This is a genomic window from Sphingomonas sp., from assembly GCF_042095875.1.
In the GTDB taxonomy this organism is placed as follows: domain Bacteria; phylum Pseudomonadota; class Alphaproteobacteria; order Sphingomonadales; family Sphingomonadaceae; genus Sphingomonas.
Window position 1 is genome coordinate 20,367 of sequence record NZ_JBELMJ010000002.1, and the last position, 19,067, is coordinate 39,433.

Genomic DNA, 19,067 nt, shown 5'->3' on the forward strand with positions numbered 1-19,067 from the left:
GCGCTACATCAGCGCGCTGACCGTCGCTGCGACGCACATCCGGCAGCGTCTGCGCTTTGGTGACGATTACCAACTCTAGCTAGGCGCCCGGGCGCACCTTCGCCAACCCGGCCCGGTGCCAACCCGGCCTCGCCTCAGCCGATGCCGGCACCCAGCCACGGCCGCACGCCGCCGACCATCCGGTTCCACGCCAGCCGGTCGATCCGCGCCGCCGACGCGATCGGCCCCGCCGCCACCGCGTCGCGGATGCCGATCGTGCCGTGGCGCAGCCCGGCGCGCACCACCTCGGCCCAGGCGTGGCGCGTGGCGCGCGCGATCAGCCGGCGATCACGCGCACCCGGCCGCGCTGCCGCGACGTAGCGCAGCCGCGCATGCTCCAACAGCGCCGCCAGCCGCGTCAGCACCTCGGCGTCGGGCACCGGCGCACCGTGCATCAGGTGGCGCACGAACAGGTTGGCCGCGCTGCCGGCCATGCCGCCGAACGTGTCGCGCAGCGCCTCGGCCAGCACGCGTTCCGCGCTCGCCAGCATGACCTCCTCGTACCGCTGCGAACACCCGCCGGCGTGGCTGCGATAGGTGACCAGCGGCGCGTCGATCCGCGCGATCGACCCGTGCGCGCCGATCCGGTGGTACAGGTCGTAGTCCTCGGCGTAGAGCACGCCGGGCCGCGTGAACGGGTCCAGCGCGCGCGCCGCGGTGCCGCGCACCATCACCGACGACCAGACCAGCGGATTGGAGAAGCGCAGCAGCCAGCCGAGCAGCGCCGGCGTCGTCACCGCCGCGTGGCGCGACGGCGCGATGCCGGCGTCGCTCAGCACGTCGGTACGGCTCGCGACCAATGCCACGTCCGGGTGCGCGTCGAGGAACGCGACCTGCCGCGCGAAGCGGTCGCGGTGGCACAGGTCGTCCTGGTCTAGCGCCGCGATGTGCCGCCCGCGCGCGTGCGCCAGCGCGTGGTTGCGCGCGCGCACCGGCCCGCCGTTCTCTGCCAGCGCGATCAACCGCACGCGCGGATCGTGCCACCGCGCCACCACCGCGCGCGTGTCGTCGGTGGAGCAATCGTCCACCACGATCACCTCGAAATCGTCCAGCGTCTGCGCGCAAACGCTGGCGAGCGTTTCCTCGATCAACCGCGCGCCATTGTACGCGGGGATGATGACGCTGACGATCGGTGCGCCGCTCATCCCGCCGCCGCCGTCCGCGCCGTTGTCCCGAGCAATTGGTCGACGATCATCATCCCGACGTCGTTCTGCCACAGCCACAATCCGTTGGCCTGACCGCGGAAGCTCGCCTCGCCGCCCAGCCGCCCCCACGGCACGAAGCCCGCGGCCAGCCCGATGCCGTAGACGCCGTCGATCGGCCGGTCGTCCGCGCCGAGCACGCGGCAGTGCCGGTCGACCATCGCGCGCCCCGCGTCCGCCGCCAGCGCGATCGGCTGGCCCGCGCCGTCCAGCAGCGGCAGCGCGTGCGGGCGGTAACCCAGCGCGCCGATCACCACGTCGGCGCGGGCGACGATCTCCTGCGCCGCGGCGTCGACGCCCGGCGCGACGCGGTGCAGCGCGACGCGCGGGTCGGGCTCGCGCCCGTCCACGCCCAGCATCCGCAGCACCAGGTCACGCGCCTCCAGCCGGAACCCGGCCAGCCGGTAGACGAACCCCGAAACCGGGCAGATGTCGTCCGCGCCGAAATCGCTGAACCCTTCCGCCTCGGCTGCCGCTACCGAGGGATAGAACGGCCTGAGCGCCCGCCGGTGCAGCAGCGTGATCGCCCCCGCCCCCAGCGGCAACCCGGCCTTGAGCAGCGCCGCCACCGTGGTCAGCGCGCTGGTCGATCCGCCCACCACCGCGATCCGCGGCGCGCGCCTGTTCGCGATGAGGTCCGCCACCAGTCGCGTACCCCCGATGCTCAGCACCGCGTCCGACTGGATCAGCCGCCCCTCGGCGAGCGTCGCGAGCGGCGCGCCCGCGACCTCCTGCGTCGCCAACCGGTCGAGCGGCTGGTGCCCCCCGGTCGCGATCACCAGCCGGCGCGCGCGATGCTCGCTGACGGTACCGCTCGCCACGTCTTCGACGCGCGCGCGCCACCACCCGCCCGGCTCGCGCTCGGCCGACAGCGCGCGCCGCTGCGTCAGCACGCGTCCGCCGTGCGCGCCGACGACGCCTGCCAATCGATCGCCCAGCACGTCCAGCAGCGGCCCGACCTCAACCAGCGGCACGCCCAGCCCGTCGCGGTGCGCCGCTACCCGCGCCGCCGCCGGATGATCGACCAGCGCGGCGATCTCGGGGTGCGGATTGTGTGCCAGCGCGGTCAGGAACGTCTCCGCACTCGAATCGGAGGTGATGGCATATTGCCCCAGCCGCCCCGCTCCCAGCGCCGGGCCCGCCTCGACCACCGCCAGCCCGCGCGCCAGCGCCGGCAGCACCCCCGCCTTCGCCGCCGCGGTCAGCAGCGCGGTGCCCGCCGGTCCGCCCCCGATCACCAGCGTCTCGTGCTGCTCGACCGCGCAGGCGCGCGCCGGCACCCCCGCCCGCGCGGTCGCGCGCAACGACCCCATCCGCGCGGTCGCACGCAGCAGCGCCGCCGCGACGCGCCGCGCGTCCGCCGGCACCATCGCGTCGGTCACCGGCAACGACACGATCCGCGCCGCCACGTCGTCGCACACCGGCGTCGGCTCGATCACCGCCACGTCGCGCACCCACGGCTGCTCGCCCAGGTGCGGACTGAAATAGGCGCCGGCACCGATGCCGCCATGCGCCAGCGTCGCGATCACGCCCGCCCGGTCGCTGCCGCGCGGCAGCAGCACCGGGAAGAACCCGTGCGCCTGCTGCTCGCTTCCCCCATCCGCCTGCTGCACAGTAAAGCATGGGTCCAGCGCGTCGCGGTACGCGCGCACCACCGCCGCGCGCGTCGCGCACACCTCCCCGAACGTCGCCAGCTTGGCGCGCGCCATCGTCGCCAGCACCTCGGGCAGCTTGGCGTTCAACCCGGCCAGCGTCGCGGTGCGCGGCGCCGCGAAACCGAAATTGGCCGCCGCGCGCAACCGCTCGATCGTGCCCGCGTCGCCGCAGTGGATCAGCCCGCCTTCCGCCACGGCGAACGGCTTGGTCGCGTGCATCGAGAACACCACGGGGAACGGCGACCCCGCGCCGAAGTTGACCTCCGCCCCGTCCTCGCCTCCCGCCTCGTCCGCGGTACCCAGCGACGCCGCCGCGTCGACCACCACCGCCACGCCGTGCCGCGCCGCCAGCCAGCGGTACCGCTCCAGGTCGATCGCGCGCCCGAACGTCGCGTAGGGCACGATCGCCGCCACCGCGCCGCCGTATCGCCGCAGCAGCCGCTCCTCCTCGCGCGCCGCCGCGCTCCAGTCGTCGGGGTCGATGTCGCACACCAGCGGCATCAGCCCCGCCCACCACGCCGCCTGCGCGGTCGCGGCAAAGGTCATCGCCGGCATGATCGCCATGCCGCCCCGCCCGCGCTCGTTCGCCTGCGCGCACCCACCACGTCCGCGCGCGCCGACCGCGTCGGCCAGCGCGATCATCAACCCGTTGGTGGCGTTGTTGACCGCCAGCGTCGCGCCCACCCCGCCGAACAACCGCTCGGTCGCCTCGCGCTCGAACGCGCGCACTTCGGGGCCGTGGTTGCTGAACGTCCCGCTCGCCTCGACGCGCGCCAAAGCGTCGGCCATCTGCGACAGGCGCGGCGGGTTGGGGGCGATCAGCGGCAGGTCCATCGTGCCGCCATGCCCCGGCGGCGCCTAACGCCCGGTTACGTCGCGCCGGTCGAATCTTTCCAATTCATACGCGATCGACGCTTCGACCAGCACGTCCCACATCTGCGCCACCGCCTCGCCCGGCAGGTCCGCTTCTTCGGCCGCCGCGCGCGCCTGTGCGATCACCTGCGCCTTGCGCGGCTCGTCGCGCACCGCCTCGCGCACCGGCTTGATCCGCGCCGCCGCGTCCATGTAGTCGAACCGTTGCCGCAGCAGCGCGACCAGCTCGCGGTCGAGCGCGTCGACGCCCGCGCGAACCTCCGCCATCGTGCTGCACTCGGGTCCGGGCTTGATGCTCATGCCTCGCCTGTGCCGCCGCCGCGCCCGCCTGTCCAGCCGAGTACGTCCGGGTTGACGCCTCCGCCCCGCCCCGCTAAGCGCGCGCCTTCGCAATTGCCCCTGCACCCCGGTGAAGCGGTGGGCCCGCCCGTGCCTCTGGCAACGGGCGGCGCGATGACCGGGAAGAACCCCGCCGTCCATCATCCACGATGAAGCGCGGGCCACGTTGTTAGCATTTGCCAAGGAATACACATGTCGAAGCGTCATAGCGCGAAGCACAAGCTCGATCGCCGTTTGGGCGAGAACATCTGGGGCCGCCCCAAGAGCCCGGTCAACAAGCGCGAGTACGGCCCCGGCCAGCACGGTCAGCGCCGCAAGGGCAAGGTGTCGGACTTCGGCATCCAGCTGCGCGCCAAGCAGAAGCTCAAGGGCTATTACGGCGACGTGACCGAGAAGCAGTTCAAGCACTGCTACGAGGAAGCCGCGCGGATGAAGGGCGACACCTCGCAGAACCTGATCGGCCTGCTCGAGCGTCGCCTCGACATGATCGTCTACCGCGCGAAGTTCGCGCCGACGATCTGGGCCGCGCGCCAGCTCGTCAGCCACGGCCACGTCCGCGTCAACGGCGTGAAGTGCAACATCGCGTCGCGCCGCTGCTACGTCAGCGACGAGATCACCTTGGGCTCGAAGGCGCAGGACATGGCGCTGGTGCTCGAGGCGCAGCAGCTCGCCGAGCGCGAAGTCCCCGACTATGTCGCGCCCGACGGCGCGGCCAAGGTCACCTTCATCCGCGTGCCCACGCTCGACGAGGTGCCCTACCCGGTGAAGATGGAGCCGAATTTGGTCGTCGAGTTCTACTCGCGATAAGCGAGTAGAACTCGACGACCGGCCGGCCTCGCTCCAGCGAGGACCGACGACGCGGGCTTCGCCCGCGGCGCACACCCGCACGAAAGAAGGGCGGTCCCGCGGGGCCGCCCTTTCTCGTTTCACCGACGAAGAGGTCGCCCGCTTACCCGAAGCGAGCAACCTCGGCCCGCGTCACTTGCCCGCGAACGCCGCCTTCAGGAACGCGTCCGACTTGCCCAGCATTTCGGTACGCGCGGCGGTGTCGTCCAGCTGGTGGTCGAGCCCGGCATATTCGATGTAATCGACCTTCTTGCCCGCGCCGCGCAGCTTGCCCGCCATCGCGCGCGATTCGCCCACGCCGACATTGTCGTCCTTGTCGCTGTGGATCAGCAGCACCGGCGCCTTGATGGATGCCACGTTCTGCAACGGGCTTCCCTCGCGCACGTGCGCGCCGTTGCCGATCATCGCGCTGACCTGCGGGAAGTTGGTGAAGAAGCGCGCTTCCTCGCGCACCATGTTCAGGTCGGTGACGGGCGCGATCGCGACGATTGCCTTGAACAGATCGGGGTCGAGCACCGACGATTGCAGCGCGGCGTAACCGCCGTACGACCAGCCGACCACGCCCAGCTTGCCCGGCGCCGCGATCCCGCTGCTCAGCAGGTAGCGCCCGGCATCGTTGACGTCGCCGACCGCGGTCTGCCACGACTGGAACCCGTTCTTCTGGAACCACGCGTCGCCGTAGCCGGTCGACCCGCGAAAGTTCGGCTGCAGCACCGCGTAGCCCTGGTGCGCGTAATATTGCGCCAGCCAGTCGAAGCCCCATTCGTCGCGCGCGCCCGGTCCGCCGTGCGGCATGACGATCGCGGGCAGGTTCTTCGCCGCTCCGCCGGGCGGCAGCGTCAGATAGCCCGGGATCATCGTCCCGTCCGCCGCCTTGTAGGTGATCGCCGTGACCGGCGACAGCGCGACGCCGTCGAGTTGCGGGCGCACCGGCAGCACCGCGTTCAACTCGCGCGTCTTGCGATCGAACACGTAATATTGCCCGGGATCGACGTCGGAGCCCGCGAAGATCAGCAAGCGGTTCTCGTCCGCGCTTGCGTCCACCACGCTCATGATCGGCGACTTGGGCAATGCCTTGCCCAGCGAGGTCAGCAGTTGCTGGATCGCGGGATCGAACAGCTTCACCTCGCGGCGATCGGTGACGTACGATACGCCGACGACGCGGCGCTGCCGTCCGACCTGCACCAGGCCGGCCGCGTCGACGTCGGGGCGCGAGAACAGCACCTCGCGCTTTTCGCTGCCATCCAGCGCCACGCGCACCAGCGCGCGCGTGCCGTTGATCCGCTCGAAGCCGTAGATCGCGTCGGTGGCCGCGTCGACGGCATAGGGGTCGAACCCGTTCGCCAGAACGCCGGCGAACGTCACGTCGCTCAGCTTGGTCCAGCCGTTCTCACCCTTGCGCCGATAGGAATAGCTGACCGTGTCGCGCGCGTAGCCGTTGGACGCCTCGCCGCGCGTGCCCATCACGCGCACGTGCCCGTCCCCGTCGGCGATATATTCCACCGCGGTCGCGCGGCTGCTCGACATGCTCGCGCTGAAGCGTCAGCGTGTTGATGCGGTCGACGCCCAGCCCCTCCTTGGACTGCGCCAGCCGGGTGCCGGTCGAGAATTCGGGCACGAAGGCGCGGGTGATCAGCGCCCAGCCGTCGCCCTTGCCACCGGTCCAGTCGATGATCGTGCCGCCGTTCTGCATCAAGCCCAGCGCGGTCAGGCTCTCGCGCGAGCTGACCATCTTCATCTGGGTCCCGTCGCGATTGACCGCGACCAGCCGGGTGAAGGTCAACCGCTGCGTGCCGGTGTCGCTGACGATCGTAATCGTGCACACGATCCGCTGGACCGCCGACCAGGAACAGTCCGCGATCCGCGCGCCCTGCTCCTGCGTCGACATCACCGTCTTGGCGTCGCCGCCGTTGACGATGTCGCTCACCAGCACCGCGCTGCCGCGTCCCTGCGTCGGCACGACATAGGCGACGTGCGTGCCGTCGGGCGACAGGGATATGTCCTGTATCGCCTCGCGCGCGCCGAACATCGCCGCCGCGTCGGGCTCCGCCGCCCATGACGTACCGGCCAGCGAACTCACACCGGCCAGCAAGGCCGCCGTTCTTCTCCACATACGCTCAACACCCCTCCCGCGCTTCCGTCCCCTGGGAAGCGCCCACGGCTCATCCTATCGCGTCCAACCCGGCGCACAAGCTTGCGGATGCGGCACCCGGCTGGCACACGCCGGCACAGCAAAGGAAGTCACCATGCGCCTCGCCGCCGCCTGCCTCGTCGCCGCCACCCTCGCCGCCCCGACCGCGCTCGCCCAGACCGCGCCCGCGCCCACCCCCGCGATCCCCGTGCAGACGCTCAAGGACGTCACGCGCGAGCTGTCGTCCGACGCCTACGAGGGCCGCGCGCCGACCACCGCGGGCGAGGCGAAGACGATCGCCTATCTCGTCAAGCGCATGAAGGCCGCGGGGCTGAAGCCCGGCAACGGGGGCAAATGGACGCAGGACGTGCCGATGGTGGCCAGCACCGCGGCGAACGCCCGCCCGATGGTGTTCTCGGGCGGCACGACCCCGCTGTCGCTCGCCTACAAGAGCGACATGGTGGTCGGCACCTACCGCGTCGTGCCCTCGGTCAGCATCGCCAACTCGCCCGTCGTGTTCGTCGGCTACGGCGTCAACGCGCCGGAGAAGGGCTGGAACGACTATGCCGGCCTCGACGTGAAGGGGAAGACCGTCGTCATCCTCTCCAACGACCCCGACTGGTCGACGCCCGAGACCAAGGGCACGTTCAACGGCCGCGAGATGACCTATTACGGCCGCTGGACCTACAAGTTCGAGGAGGCCGCGCGCCAAGGTGCCACCGCCGCGATCATCGTCCACGACACCGAACCCGCCGCCTATCCCTGGGCGGTGGTGCAATCCTCCTGGACCGGCGAGCAGTACGAGCTCGACGCCGCCAACAATCACATGGACCAGAGCCAGGCGATCGGCTGGATGCAGCTGGCGCAGGCGAAGGCGCTGTTCGCCAGCGCGGGGAAGGATTTCGCCGCGCTCTCCCGCGCCGCCGCGACCAAGGGCTTCCGCGCCGTCCCGCTCGGCGTCACCATGTCGGTCGGCTTCGACAACCGGATCAAGAAGTCGCTGTCGCACAACGTCATCGGCGTGCTGCCGGGCAAGCCCGCCGCGCAGGGCGGATCGCCCGACGACTACGTGCTCTACTCGGCGCACTGGGATCACCTGGGCCGCTGCGAGCCGGTGAACGGCGACGACATCTGCAACGGCGCGCTCGACAATGCATCGGGCACCGCCGGGCTGATCGCGCTGGCGGAGACGTTCGCCAAGGCACCGCCAACGCGCCGCTCGGTCGCGTTCCTCGCGGTCACTGCGGAGGAATCGGGCCTGCTCGGCAGCGCCTATTACGCCGCGCACCCGGTCTTCCCGCTCGCGCGCACCGTCGGGGGCATCAACATGGACGTGCTCAACGTCAACGGCGCGACGCGCGACTTCGAGATCACGGGCGCGGGCAAGAGCGAGCTGGAGGACATGGTCCGCCCGCTCCTCGCCGCGCAGGGCCGCCGCATCACCCCCGAGGCGACGCCGGAAAAGGGCCATTACTTCCGCTCCGACCATTTCTCCTTCGCGAAGCTCGGCGTGCCGATGCTGTCGGCGGCGAGCGGCGAGGACCTGGTCGACGGCGGCGTCGCGGCGGGTAAGGCGGCGAACGAGGATTACACCGCCAGCCGCTACCACAAGCCGCAGGACGAGTACCGCTCCGACTGGAACTGGGACGGCGCGGTGCAGGACCTGACGATCTACTACCAGCTCGGCCGCGAGCTCGCGGACGGCAACGCGTGGCCGAATTGGTACGAGAGCGCCGAGTTCCGCACCATCCGCGACCGCTCGCGCGCAGGGGCAGCCAAGTGACATCAAAGACTCCCCCCGCCGAATGGGCGCCGCACGCCGCCGTGTGGATCGGTTTTCCGAGCCACCCCGAGCTGTGGCAGGATGACCTCGATCAGGCGCGCGACGAGGTCGCCGCCTTCGCGCGCGCCGTCCACGCCGGCGGCGCGGGCGAGACGGTGATCCTCGTCGCCGCCGACGACGAAGCCGCCGCCGCGGCGCGCAGCCTCGCACCGTTCGCGCAAGCTGTGGTCGAACCGTTCGGCGACATCTGGCTGCGCGACACGGCCGCGATCCTCGACCGCGACGGCGTCGCGCACGATTTCGCGTTCAACGGCTGGGGCGGCAAATACGACCTGGCCGGCGACGATGACGTCGGACAACGCCTCGCCGCCGCGCGCGGGCTGTCGGCGCAGACGCACGACTGGGTGCTCGAAGGCGGCGCGATCGACGGCGACGGCACCGGCACGGTGGTCACCACCGAGCAGTGCCTGCTCAACCCCAACCGCAACCCGTCGCTGTCGCGCGACGAGATCGAGCGGCGACTTCGCAACGACCTCGGCTACACCCGCGTCGTGTGGCTCGGCGACGGGCTGCTCAACGACCACACCGACGGCCACATCGACAACCTCGCCCGCTTCGTCGGCGAGAACCGCCTCGCGCTGCCGCAGGCGGCCGAGAACGACCCCAATTGGCGCGTCTACCAGGACGCCGCCGACCGCGCCCGCGCCGCCGGGCTCGAGGTCGTGCACGTCCCCTCCCCCGGCCGCGTGCTGCGCGATGAGGAGGTGATCCCGGCGAGCTACATGAACTTCTACATCGGCAACGCCGCGGTGGTGGTGCCGATCTACGGCACGCCGCAGGACGAGGCGGGCGTTGCGGCGGTACAGGCGCTGTTCCCCGACCGCCGCGCGGTGGGCCTGCGCGCGGACGCGATCCTGACGGGCGGCGGGAGCTTTCACTGTATTAGCCAGCAAATCCCGGCGTAGGCGCGTCGGCGAAGCGACGGCGCCGATGCGCGGCAGAGCCGCGCAACGCCGGGATCGGCCGGCGGGTCGGCCTAAGCCGAACCCGTCCGACGTAAAGCGGCGGCTTCGCCGTCGCCCGCCCGACCTAGCCGCGTCGGCGCAGCGACGGCGGCGTTGCACGAAGTGCAAGGTCGGGCCGGCCGGCGGGTCGGCAGCAGCCGAACCGTTCGACGTCAGGCGGCGGCTTCGCCGTCGCCCGGCCGAGCACCGTGAAGCAATCCACTCAGGCGACGTGCGGCTCTACCAATTGGTCACCCCAGCCCCGTCCACCGTAAAGCACCCCCACCCACCGAACCTAATCGTCATCCCGGACTTGATCCGGGATCTCGCTACCTTCTCCCGACATACCGAAGAAGCGGGACCCCGGATCAAGTCCGGGGTGACGAGAAAATATATCTCGCCCCGCCCGTCACGCCCTCACCAAGCCACCCACTCCCACCACCAAACCTTGTGCAATCCCGCCCCCGCGCCCATATCGGCCCCGCTATAGTCGCATATCGACGGTTTTTCGGCGCTTTGCGGCACCTTCTTCCTTCCTTCCCTGCAGCCTTGAGCGGCGTGCGCGTCCGTCGATCGGCGCGTCTTCGACGAAGGAAGAACATGAGCATCACCGGCACCGTCAAATTCTTCAACCTCGACAAGGGGTACGGTTTCATCGCGCCCGACGGCGGCGGCGACGATGCGTTCGTTCACATCTCGGCGGTCGAGCGGTCGGGGATGACGACGCTCAACCAGAACCAGCGCGTCGGCTACGAGCTGGAGCAGGATCGTCGCGGCAAGATGGCGGCGGTCAACCTCAGCCACGCCGAATAGCGCGCGCGCCGATGGCGGCCGGTCGGTCGCCATCGTCGTTCCCGGCGGGGCGCACCGGCATCGTGCCACCGCGCCCGCCCATTCGGAGTTCGTGACATGTCCAACGACGCCGCCTTTTTCCGCAATCAGGCCAATACGCAGCGCGTCGCGGCTTCCGCCGCCACGCTCGACAACGTGCGCGAACGCTGCGAGCGTGCCGCCGCATCGTGGGACGCGATGGCGAGCCGCGCCGAGCGCACCGACAAGCTGCGCGCCGACCGCGCACCGGCCGCGACCTCGCCCACCGTCGCTCCGCCTTCCGCCGCCCCGCCTTCCGCTGCCGAGTGACCGCGACCGCGCTGGCGTTCGCCCACCCGGCCGACCCGTACGCGACCGCCCCCGACCCGGCCCGCCTGCGCGTCGCGGCACTCGCGCCGCCTGCGGAGCTTGAACGCGCCGCGACGCTGCTGCTGCTCGGCGCACATCGGCTCGGACAGCTGGCGACCGACGGCGCGCTCGCCGCACCCTGGCCGACCGGCAGCGCCGCGGGCGTTCGCGCGCGCTACGTCGCCAATTGCCTGCGCGAACTCGACACCTTCCTCAAAGGCTTGCTCGATCAGGTCGCGCCCTCCCCGCCCGACCGCCCGCGCCGACACAATGCCGCCAACCGCGTCCACGACGTCGCATATCGCACACCCACGCGCGCAGCCGCCCTGCCCGCGATCGCGATCCTCGCCGACGATGTCGCGCGCCTGCGCGCGCTCGGCCGCTCGCGCGCGTGTCTGTGGCACTGCCACGGCCTCGTGCGCCGTCCCGACAGCGGCGGCGGCGCGTGGATGACCGCGGGATGGCACGCGCCCGCCTCGGCCGATCTGCGCCGATACGCGCTCGGCGACCATCTGGCGCCCAGCGGCCGCGACCTGATCGGCGTCGGCAGCTTCTACCATCAACTGGTGCACAAGGTCGCGGACGCCTGATCCGCTGTCCTACAGCCCGTTGCCCAGATAAGGCGAGCGGCGACCGGCTCGACCGCGACGATCACCCGTTCGCGATCTCGGCCGTACCGTCTCGACCCGCTCTTTTACGCTTTGGATACAGCCTTGCGCGTCCGACGCCGATCGGTAGGCGAAACCGATCGACCGGCACGCGCATTGGCGTGACCTTCGCCTCACCTTCCGTGCCGGATGGTCGGCCACGGGCTCACGAAGTCGCTTAGGCGAGCCGGGATACGCAGCGCGTTGGCCTCACCTTAGCCTCACCTTTCGCCGCGGTTGCAAGCTGCCTTGGCCTCACCTTAGCCTCACCTTCCATCGCGGTCGCACCTCGCGTTGGCCTCACCTTCGCCTCACCTTCCGCGGCTCAGCGCGTCGGAACCGGCGTCTCGCCCGAATAATCGTAGAACCCGCGTCCGCTCTTGCGCCCGTACCAGCCCGCCTCGACGTACTTGATCAGCAGCGGCGCGGGGCGGAACTTCGGGTCTCCCGTGCCCTCGAACAGCACCCGCGTGATCTCCAGGCAAGTGTCGAGCCCGATGAAGTCGGCCAGCGTCAGCGGCCCCATCGGGTGGTTCAGCCCCAATTGGCAGGCGAGATCGATGTCGGGGATCGTCGCCACCCCCTCGCCCAGCGCGAAGCAGGCTTCGTTCAGCATCGGCATCAGCACGCGGTTGACGATGAAGCCCGGCGCGTCGTTGGCGCGCACCACCTGCTTGCCGAGCTGGCGCGCATAGGTCTCGATCGTCGCCACCGTCTCGTCGCTCGTCGCCAGCCCGCGGATGATCTCGATCAGCCCCATGACCGGGACGGGATTGAAGAAGTGGACGCCGATGAACCGCGCCGGATCGGGTGCTGCCTGCGCCAGCCGCGTGATTGGAATCGACGAGGTGTTGGACGCGAGCACCGCGTCCTCGCCCAGCACCTTGCCCACCTCGGCGAAGATCTGCCGCTTGATTGCCTCCCGCTCGGTCGCCGCCTCGATCACCAGCGCGCACGGCGCCATCGCGGCGACGTCTCCGACCGGCTCGATCCGCCCGAGCAGCGCGTCGCGCGCGTCGGCGTCGACCTTGCCCTTCTCGACGTCGCGCGCCAGCCGCTTGGCAATCCCCGCCTTGCCCGCCTCGGCGCGCGCCTGGTCGACGTCGCTCAGGATCACGCGGTACCCCGCCGCCGCCGACACCTGCGCGATCCCCGCACCCATCTGCCCCGCACCGATCACGCCAACCGTCTGCATTCGCCCGTTCCTCATCCTCGTGGTTGGTGCGCGCTCTAGCCCGCTTTGCCGCCGCCGCGCCACCACGCTATCGGCCCATCATGTGCCCGATCCTCACCGCCACGCTGCTGCTCGCCGCCAGCCCTGCCCCCGCCCGAGCACCCGCCCCCGTGGTCAGCCCCGGCGCACTCAAGACATTCGGCGACTGGGCGGCCGGATGCGACAACACGCGGCGCTGCACGCTCGCCTCGCTCGCACCGGAGGCGGGGCCGGGCCAAGGCTACACGCTCGAGATCGCGCGCCTTGCGGGCCCGGACGGCCGGTTCGAGCTCGCACTCGGCACCATCGGCGACGGCCCACCGCCGACCGCGCTGCGCGTCGGCACGCAGCGCTTCCCCCTCGCCGGCGCACTCGCGGGCACGCAGGCGCAGCGCATCGTCGCGACGCTCGCCACCGCACGCGCGCTGACGCTGGTCGGGCGAACCGGCAGGCCGCTCGGCACCGTGTCGCTCGTCGGCCTGTCGGCGGCGCTCCGCTACGTCGACGCGGTCCAGCACCGCGTCGACACCGTCACCGCCGCGGTGGCGAAGGGGCGCGCTCCGGCCACATCGGTTCCCGCCGCACCACCTGCGCCGGTCGTTCACGCGCCCGTCCTCACCGGCGCTCCCGCCCGCCTGTCGCCGAAGCAGGTCGCCGCGATGAAGCGAACGGCCCGGTGCGAGGCGCCGCCCAGCCCCGACCTCGACTGGAGCCCGGTCGTGTCGGCGGTCGGCGGCGGCACCTCGCTCGCGGTGCTGCCCTGCTCGGCCGGTGCGTACAACGTCGTCGGCGCGTTGTTCGTCGTCCGCGGCAATCGTGTCGAGCCCGCGCGGACCGACGCGCCCGCCGGGTTCGAGGCGACCGGCGCCGACCCGGAGATCAAGGTGCCGAGCGTGGTCAACGGCTCAGTCGAGAACGGCATCCTCACCAGCTACGCGAAGGGGCGCGGCCTAGGCGACTGCGGCGTGTTTCAGCGTTTCGCCTGGGACGGCACCCGCCTGCGCCTGATCGAGCAGGCCGAGATGAGCGAATGCCGCGGCAACCCCGATTTCATCCGCACCTGGACCGCCCGCGTGGAGCGACCCTGACGCACGCGGCACGCCCGCGGGCTACGCGGCTCAGGGCGCGGGCCGCTCCGCCTGCGCCTCGGCCAGGATCACCGCGAACTTGCCCTCGTCGTCGGTCCACTCGCGGATCGGCGTCCATCCTCCGCTGCGCAGCAGGATGCGCGCGTCGCGCGGACCGTATTTGTGGCTGTTCTCGGTGTGGATCGTCTCGCCCGCCGCGAGCTCGAACTGGCGTCCCTCGACCGCGAACGACACGTCGCGCGTCGCCTCCAGGTGCATCTCGATCCGCGCGCGGTCGTCGTTCCAGATCGCGCGGTGGCGGAATGCGTCGATCGGGATCGTGCCGTTCAGCTCGCGGTTGATCCGCTCCAGCAGGTTGAGGTTGAACGCCGCCGTCACTCCCTGCGCGTCGTCGTAGGCGGGGACCAGCACGCCCGCGTCCTTGATCCGGTCCATCCCGATCAGCAGCATCGCGCCCTCCCCCAGCGACGCGCGCATCGCGCGCAGCAGGTCGACCGCGGCGAGCGGGATCAGGTTGCCGATCGTCGATCCGGGAAAGAACCCCAGCTTGGGTGCGTCGTGGATCGTGTGCGGCAGGGTGAGCGGCCGCGTGAAATCGGCCTCGAACGGCAGCACCAGCAGATCAGGAAACGCCGCCGACAGGGTCCGCGAACTCTCGCGCAGGAAATCGCCCGAAATATCGATCGGCACGTAGGCGGAGGGCTCCAGGCACCGGAGCAAGGTCGGCGTCTTCGTCGACGACCCCGAGCCGAACTCCACCACCGCGCGCCCCTTGCCGGTCAGATGGTGCAACTCGGGACACAGCCCCTCGATCAGCGCGATCTCGGTGCGGGTCGGGTAATATTCGGGCAGGTCGGTGATGTCCTCGAACAATTCCGACCCGCGGTGATCGTAGAACCAGCGCGCCGGGATCGCCCGCGGGCGCCGCGCGAGACCCGCCAGCACGTCGGCGCGGAACTGCGGGTCGGCGAGGCTCGCCTGACCATCTTCGATTTCAGGCTTCAGCATGTTCACAGATCCTTGGCGAGTCGCACGCCGGTGAACTGCCAGCGCTGATGGGGGTAGAAGAAATTGCGGTAGCTCGCGCGCGCGTGGCCACGCGGGGTCGCGCAACTGCCGCCGCGCAGCACGAACTGCCCGTTCATGAACTTGCCGTTATACTCGCCCACCGCGCCCTCGACCGCGCGAAAGCCCGGATAGGGGCGATAGGCGCTGCCGGTCCATTCCCACACGTCGCCGAAGAAGGCGGGGGCACCCGCCGCGGGGCGCGGCTCGACCGCGCCACCTGTGTCCATCTGGTTGCCGCCGCTCGCGTCGGATGCCGCGGCCGCCGCTTCCCACTCGAACTCGGTCGGTAGCCGCGCCCCCGCCCAGGCGGCGTAAGCGTCCGCCTCGTAGAAGCTGACGTGCGTCACCGGGGCCGCCGGGTCGACCGCGCGTCGCCCGTCCAGCCCGAAGCGCGTCCACACGCCGTCCTGTTCTTCCCAGTAGAGCGGCGCGTCGATCCCCTCACGCTGCACCCACCCCCAGCCGTCCGACAGCCACAGCCGCGGGTCGCAATAGCCCCCGTCGGCGATGAAGCGCTGCCACTCGCCGTTGGTGACCGTCCGATCGGCGATCGCGTGCGCGGGCAGCAGCGCGCGGTGGCGCGGCCCCTCGCAATCGAACGCGAAGCCCTGTCCGTCATGGCCGATCTCGACCACGCGCTCGCCACTCTCGATCCAGCCGATCGGTCCCGGCATCGCCACCGGTACCTTGGCCGCCGCCAGCCAGATCGCGGGCTCGAGCGGGTTCTCGCTCATCAGGTGCAGGATATCGGTCACGAGCAGCTCCTGGTGCTGCTGCTCGTGGTGGCAACCCAGCACCACCAATTCGCGCGCCGGGGCGGGCAGATCGTCGATCGCGTCGAGCAGCGCCGCGTCAACCGCCCCGCGGTACGCCATCACCTCGTCCAGTGTCGGCCGCGTCACCATGCCGCGTCGCCCACGCGCGTGGCGCCGCCCCTCGGCCTCGTAATAACTGTTGAACAGGAACGGAAAGCGCTCGTCGTGCAACCGGTACCCGGCGACGTGATCGCGCAGCACGAATGTCTCGAAGAACCAGGTCGTGTGCGCCAGGTGCCATTTGGCCGGACTGGCATCGTCCATCGACTGCACCGTGGCGTCGGCGTCGGACAACGACGCGACCAGCGCCTCGCTCAAGCCGCGCACCGCGGAGAACCGCCGCGCGAGATCGCCGGCCAGACCATGTGTTCGGCGTTGCGGTTCCATCATTCACTCCCCGCCGCCAACCAAGCCGTGCCGGAAGTCGGACCAAGCTACGTTAACGGTTTGCCCCTGCAACCCACAGAACGTCTCCGCCGGCCGATTGGTTCACCGCGCGCGCCGCCACGAACAGGAAATCGGACAAGCGATTGATATAGGTGAGCGCCTGCGGATTGGCTGCCGCCCCCATCGCGACCAACGACCGCTCCGCGCGCCGCACGATCGCGCGCGCGAGGTGCAGCGACGACGCCGCGCCGCCGGGCAGCACGAAGCTGGTCAGCGGCGGCACGCCCGCGTTGAGCGCGTCGATCTCCGCCTCCAGTCGCGCGACCTGCGCCGGAACGATCCGCAGCACCATCTCGCTCGGCGCGAAGTCGTCGCCTGGTGTCGCCAGATCCGCGCCCAGGTCGAACAGGTCGTTCTGCACCCGACTCAGCGCCTCACGCACCTGCTCGTCCTCCAGGCTGCCGATCGCGACTCCGATCGCGCTGTTCGCTTCGTCAACGTCGCCCATCGCCTGCAACCGCGTGTCCGCCTTCGACACGCGGCTGCCGTCGACCAGCCCCGTCTCGCCGGCGTCGCCGGTGCGCGTGTAGATGCGGTTGAGCTTGACCAAGTCTCAGGTGCGCCCGGCCGCTGCCAGCAGCAACACGCACACCAGGATCGCCGCCGCCTGGAAGAAGATGCGCTGCTGCATCATGCGGTTGGACTTGATTTGCCCCGACGTCGGCCCGTCGCTGCCGTCGCGCACCTGCGCCGACTGCTCCTGAAGGAACGAGATGATGCCGCGCACCAGCGCGACCACCGTGGCGAGCATCGCCGCGACGAGCAGGATGACGAGAAAGGTGTTCATGATCGTAATCTAGGTACGAGAGGCGTCATTTGGAAGCTGACGGCGGCGCAAATCGTCCGCGACGGCGCGCCCGTCGACGCCGCGCTCACGCAATGCCGTCAGGGTCGGCGCGTTATGTCGCTTGGCCAGCCGCTCGCCGTCGGGTCCGGTCAGCAGTTCATGGTGATGATAGCGCGGTGTCGGCAGGCCCAGCAGCGCCTGGAGCAGGCGGTGGACGTGCGTCGCCGCGAACAGGTCGCGCCCGCGCACGACGTCGGTGACGCCCTGCGCCGCGTCGTCGATCGTCACCGCCAGATGGTAGCTCGCCGGCGCATCCTTGCGTGCCAGCACCACGTCGCCCTGCTCCTCCGGCACGACGCGGATCGTCTCCCCACCGTCATTCCAGTCGAGCGGCCCGGCGCGCGCGACCGCCGCCGCTATGTCGAGCCGCCAGCAATGCGGCTCGTCCATGCGGCCACGCGCGTCCACGCCGCGGCACGTGCCCGGGTAAACGCCCACCGGCCCGTGCGGCGCGTTCATCGCTTCCGCGATCTCCGAACGCGTGCAGAAGCACGGGTAGAGCAATCCTTCTCCACGCAGTTGCTGCAGCGCCGCTGCGTAGCGGTCCAGCCGCTCGGACTGGAACACCACAGGTCTATCCCACGTCAGCCCCAGCCACGCCAGGTCCGCCACGATCGTCTGGACGTGCTCGGCTCGGCTGCGTGTGCCGTCGATGTCCTCGATCCGGAGCAGGAACGAGCCGCCTTCCGCCCGTGCCAGATCATGCGCCCTGATCGCGGAAAACGCGTGCCCTAGGTGGAGCCGCCCGGTCGGCGACGGCGCGAAGCGGGAAGTGATCATCGGCGCCCCATGTGCGGGCGCGCAGCCCGCCGCTCAAGGCATCACGCCTGCGCGAAGAACTTCGTCCCCACCACGCCGACGATGATTAGCGCGATAAATCCGACCTGCTCCGTGTTGAGCTTCTCCCCGAACAGGATCACGCCGAAGATCGTGACCCCGACCGCGCCCAGCCCGGTCCACACCGCGTAGGCCGTCCCCGCGGGCAACCCGCGCATCGCCAGCGCGAGCAGCCCCATGTTGACGAAGCTCAAGGTGATCGGCACCGCCGACGCCGCCCAGCTTCCCTGCACCGCCGCCCATTTCAGACTCAGCGCCCAGATGATCTCGGTCACGACCGCCACGCCCAGAATGACCCACGCCATCCGGTTTCCTCCACTCACGGGCTCGTTCGGGGGAGCACAGCCGCCGGAAACCCGAAAGAGGCGCTGCCTATCGAAGCGGCGCGCCCTAGCCGAGCTGCCGCCGCTCTGCAACCGACCGGTGGATACAAGCCCGTTCCAACGTGTTAGCCTTCATGTCCACCGTATCGCGGCAAAGCTTCCGGGAGGCTAGCATGCTGTTCCTTCTCTCCTTGTCCGCCGCCATCGCCGGCGCGGCGCCTGCGACGCCCGCGACGATCGATCTGAACCCGCAGGATCGCTACGCGCTGCTCGCCGGGCTCGGTGCGCGCCTCGATGGTCGCTACATCGTGTCGGGTATTACCGACGCGGACGTCGAGTGCGCCGCCTCGCACGTCTGCGCGACTCCCGACATGGTCGAGGACGGTCGCGCACGAGCGAGTGCGCGACAGGTCGGTTCCTACCGGCAGCTGCTGGACAGCGTGACGATCGACGACCAGAAACCGGTCGCGATCGTCGCTTTTCGTACGGCGAAGCGGATCGCGCCGGGGCGCATCCGCTTCGTCGCATCGGTGTTCGAGCGCGACATCGGGCGCTGGAGCAACAAGGTGATGGAGGTCGGCACGTCGCCGAACCTGGTGCCGGTGTCGCTGCGCAGCCAATTGCGAACCTACCGCGATCAGTGACGCGGACGCGCGGTGCCGCGTGACTAAAGCCCGCGTCGCACGTTAGGACGCGCGCATGACCGATCATACCGACGCCGCTGCCGCGCC

20 protein-coding genes are annotated in these 19,067 nt (G+C 70.6%); 8 read left to right on the forward strand and 12 right to left on the reverse strand.

From position 1 onward, the window contains the following. Nucleotides 1–134: 134 nt before the first annotated feature. The 3 genes from ACFDS6_RS01085 to ACFDS6_RS01095 are packed head-to-tail and all read right to left on the reverse strand — an operon-like array spanning nt 135 to nt 4,069. Complete coding sequence (locus tag ACFDS6_RS01085) at nt 135–1,184, reverse strand: glycosyltransferase family 2 protein (RefSeq protein WP_375270262.1); 1,050 nt, start codon at nt 1,182–1,184, stop codon at nt 135–137. Continuing rightward, nucleotides 1,181–3,730, reverse strand: a complete 2,550-nt coding sequence (locus ACFDS6_RS01090) for a DegT/DnrJ/EryC1/StrS family aminotransferase (RefSeq protein ID WP_375270263.1) — start codon at nt 3,728–3,730, stop codon at nt 1,181–1,183. Before ACFDS6_RS01090 ends, ACFDS6_RS01085 begins: the two co-directional genes overlap by 4 nt. Before the next feature lie 24 nt (nt 3,731–3,754). Further along, complete coding sequence (locus ACFDS6_RS01095) at nt 3,755–4,069, reverse strand: chorismate mutase (protein ID WP_375270264.1); 315 nt, start codon at nt 4,067–4,069, stop codon at nt 3,755–3,757. A gap of 231 nt (nt 4,070–4,300) precedes the next feature. Between ACFDS6_RS01095 and rpsD the strand changes: the two genes are divergently transcribed. Beyond that, on the forward strand, nt 4,301–4,915 hold the full coding sequence (rpsD, locus tag ACFDS6_RS01100; RefSeq protein ID WP_375270265.1) for a 30S ribosomal protein S4: 615 nt from the start codon (nt 4,301–4,303) through the stop codon (nt 4,913–4,915). 171 nt (nt 4,916–5,086) lie between these two features. Here rpsD and ACFDS6_RS01105 read toward each other — a convergent pair whose 3' ends face one another. Both ACFDS6_RS01105 and ACFDS6_RS01110 read right to left on the reverse strand, forming a co-directional pair. Continuing rightward, nucleotides 5,087–6,418 (reverse strand): alpha/beta hydrolase family protein, encoded by a 1,332-nt coding sequence (locus ACFDS6_RS01105; protein WP_375270384.1) that lies wholly within the window; start codon nt 6,416–6,418, stop codon nt 5,087–5,089. Further along, a complete protein-coding gene (locus ACFDS6_RS01110) occupies nt 6,345–7,046 on the reverse strand; it encodes a hypothetical protein (RefSeq protein WP_375270266.1) in 702 nt (233 codons plus the stop codon). The genes ACFDS6_RS01105 and ACFDS6_RS01110 overlap by 74 nt, the downstream gene beginning before the upstream one ends. A 154-nt stretch (nt 7,047–7,200) precedes the next feature. On the opposite strand from ACFDS6_RS01110, the gene ACFDS6_RS01115 reads away from it, so the two are divergent. The 5 genes from ACFDS6_RS01115 to ACFDS6_RS01135 all read left to right on the forward strand — a co-directional run bounded on the left by ACFDS6_RS01115 (nt 7,201) and on the right by ACFDS6_RS01135 (nt 11,641). Then, nucleotides 7,201–8,868, forward strand: coding sequence for a M28 family metallopeptidase (locus ACFDS6_RS01115; protein ID WP_375270267.1), 1,668 nt, complete (start codon nt 7,201–7,203; stop codon nt 8,866–8,868). After that, entirely contained in the window at nt 8,865–9,833 is a 969-nt protein-coding gene (locus ACFDS6_RS01120; protein WP_375270268.1) for an agmatine deiminase family protein, read from the forward strand. The genes ACFDS6_RS01115 and ACFDS6_RS01120 overlap by 4 nt, the downstream gene beginning before the upstream one ends. A 639-nt stretch (nt 9,834–10,472) precedes the next feature. Beyond that, entirely contained in the window at nt 10,473–10,685 is a 213-nt protein-coding gene (locus ACFDS6_RS01125) for a cold-shock protein (protein ID WP_093004040.1), read from the forward strand. A 96-nt stretch (nt 10,686–10,781) separates the two neighbouring features. Beyond that, nucleotides 10,782–11,012 carry a hypothetical protein gene (locus ACFDS6_RS01130; RefSeq protein WP_375270269.1) on the forward strand — a complete coding sequence of 77 codons (231 nt, stop codon included), beginning with the start codon at nt 10,782–10,784 and terminating at the stop codon, nt 11,010–11,012. Then, complete coding sequence (locus ACFDS6_RS01135) at nt 11,009–11,641, forward strand: hypothetical protein (RefSeq protein WP_375270270.1); 633 nt, start codon at nt 11,009–11,011, stop codon at nt 11,639–11,641. Before ACFDS6_RS01130 ends, ACFDS6_RS01135 begins: the two co-directional genes overlap by 4 nt. Nucleotides 11,642–12,023: 382 nt before the next feature. Here ACFDS6_RS01135 and ACFDS6_RS01140 read toward each other — a convergent pair whose 3' ends face one another. After that, nucleotides 12,024–12,893, reverse strand: coding sequence for a 3-hydroxybutyryl-CoA dehydrogenase (locus ACFDS6_RS01140; protein ID WP_375270271.1), 870 nt, complete (start codon nt 12,891–12,893; stop codon nt 12,024–12,026). Between the two features lie 80 nt (nt 12,894–12,973). Between ACFDS6_RS01140 and ACFDS6_RS01145 the strand changes: the two genes are divergently transcribed. Next, nucleotides 12,974–13,999: a DUF1176 domain-containing protein gene (locus ACFDS6_RS01145; protein ID WP_375270272.1), complete on the forward strand. Its 1,026-nt coding sequence runs from the start codon at nt 12,974–12,976 to the stop codon at nt 13,997–13,999. Between the two features lie 30 nt (nt 14,000–14,029). Here ACFDS6_RS01145 and egtD read toward each other — a convergent pair whose 3' ends face one another. Genes egtD through ACFDS6_RS01175 form a run of 6 tightly spaced genes read right to left on the reverse strand, consistent with a single transcriptional unit; the run spans nt 14,030 to nt 18,318 of the window. After that, a complete protein-coding gene (gene egtD, locus ACFDS6_RS01150; RefSeq protein WP_375270273.1) occupies nt 14,030–15,007 on the reverse strand; it encodes an L-histidine N(alpha)-methyltransferase in 978 nt (325 codons plus the stop codon). Nucleotides 15,008–15,009: 2 nt separating this feature from the next. After that, on the reverse strand, nt 15,010–16,269 hold the full coding sequence (gene egtB / locus ACFDS6_RS01155) for an ergothioneine biosynthesis protein EgtB (RefSeq protein WP_375270274.1): 1,260 nt from the start codon (nt 16,267–16,269) through the stop codon (nt 15,010–15,012). A gap of 52 nt (nt 16,270–16,321) precedes the next feature. Beyond that, nucleotides 16,322–16,879 carry a cob(I)yrinic acid a,c-diamide adenosyltransferase gene (locus tag ACFDS6_RS01160; RefSeq protein ID WP_375270275.1) on the reverse strand — a complete coding sequence of 186 codons (558 nt, stop codon included), beginning with the start codon at nt 16,877–16,879 and terminating at the stop codon, nt 16,322–16,324. Between the two features lie 3 nt (nt 16,880–16,882). Next, on the reverse strand, nt 16,883–17,116 hold the full coding sequence (locus ACFDS6_RS01165; RefSeq protein ID WP_375270276.1) for a twin transmembrane helix small protein: 234 nt from the start codon (nt 17,114–17,116) through the stop codon (nt 16,883–16,885). Nucleotides 17,117–17,125: 9 nt separating this feature from the next. Next, nucleotides 17,126–17,956 carry a tRNA glutamyl-Q(34) synthetase GluQRS gene (gene gluQRS / locus ACFDS6_RS01170; protein WP_375270277.1) on the reverse strand — a complete coding sequence of 277 codons (831 nt, stop codon included), beginning with the start codon at nt 17,954–17,956 and terminating at the stop codon, nt 17,126–17,128. A gap of 41 nt (nt 17,957–17,997) precedes the next feature. Then, complete coding sequence (locus ACFDS6_RS01175; protein WP_375270278.1) at nt 17,998–18,318, reverse strand: DMT family transporter; 321 nt, start codon at nt 18,316–18,318, stop codon at nt 17,998–18,000. A 191-nt stretch (nt 18,319–18,509) separates the two neighbouring features. Here ACFDS6_RS01175 and ACFDS6_RS01180 point away from each other — a divergent pair, with 191 nt between their 5' ends. Continuing rightward, entirely contained in the window at nt 18,510–18,980 is a 471-nt protein-coding gene (locus tag ACFDS6_RS01180; RefSeq protein WP_375270279.1) for a hypothetical protein, read from the forward strand. Nucleotides 18,981–19,067 lie beyond the last annotated feature (87 nt).

Excerpts from the sequence above, each read along its gene's own strand:
- ACFDS6_RS01085 (WP_375270262.1), bottom strand. The coding sequence starts at position 1,184 with ATGAGCGGCGCACCGATCGTCAGCGTCATCATCCCCGCGTACAATGGC.
- ACFDS6_RS01090 (WP_375270263.1), bottom strand. The coding sequence starts at position 3,730 with ATGGACCTGCCGCTGATCGCCCCCAACCCGCCGCGCCTGTCGCAGATG.
- ACFDS6_RS01095 (WP_375270264.1), bottom strand. The coding sequence starts at position 4,069 with ATGAGCATCAAGCCCGGACCCGAGTGCAGCACGATGGCGGAGGTTCGC.
- rpsD (WP_375270265.1), top strand. The coding sequence starts at position 4,301 with ATGTCGAAGCGTCATAGCGCGAAGCACAAGCTCGATCGCCGTTTGGGC.
- ACFDS6_RS01105 (WP_375270384.1), bottom strand. The coding sequence starts at position 6,418 with ATGGGCACGCGCGGCGAGGCGTCCAACGGCTACGCGCGCGACACGGTC.
- ACFDS6_RS01115 (WP_375270267.1), top strand. The coding sequence starts at position 7,201 with ATGCGCCTCGCCGCCGCCTGCCTCGTCGCCGCCACCCTCGCCGCCCCG.
- ACFDS6_RS01125 (WP_093004040.1), top strand. The coding sequence starts at position 10,473 with ATGAGCATCACCGGCACCGTCAAATTCTTCAACCTCGACAAGGGGTAC.
- ACFDS6_RS01130 (WP_375270269.1), top strand. The coding sequence starts at position 10,782 with ATGTCCAACGACGCCGCCTTTTTCCGCAATCAGGCCAATACGCAGCGC.
- ACFDS6_RS01140 (WP_375270271.1), bottom strand. The coding sequence starts at position 12,893 with ATGCAGACGGTTGGCGTGATCGGTGCGGGGCAGATGGGTGCGGGGATC.
- ACFDS6_RS01145 (WP_375270272.1), top strand. The coding sequence starts at position 12,974 with ATGTGCCCGATCCTCACCGCCACGCTGCTGCTCGCCGCCAGCCCTGCC.
- egtD (WP_375270273.1), bottom strand. The coding sequence starts at position 15,007 with ATGCTGAAGCCTGAAATCGAAGATGGTCAGGCGAGCCTCGCCGACCCG.
- egtB (WP_375270274.1), bottom strand. The coding sequence starts at position 16,269 with ATGGAACCGCAACGCCGAACACATGGTCTGGCCGGCGATCTCGCGCGG.
- ACFDS6_RS01165 (WP_375270276.1), bottom strand. The coding sequence starts at position 17,116 with ATGAACACCTTTCTCGTCATCCTGCTCGTCGCGGCGATGCTCGCCACG.
- gluQRS (WP_375270277.1), bottom strand. The coding sequence starts at position 17,956 with ATGATCACTTCCCGCTTCGCGCCGTCGCCGACCGGGCGGCTCCACCTA.
- ACFDS6_RS01175 (WP_375270278.1), bottom strand. The coding sequence starts at position 18,318 with ATGGCGTGGGTCATTCTGGGCGTGGCGGTCGTGACCGAGATCATCTGG.
- ACFDS6_RS01180 (WP_375270279.1), top strand. The coding sequence starts at position 18,510 with ATGCTGTTCCTTCTCTCCTTGTCCGCCGCCATCGCCGGCGCGGCGCCT.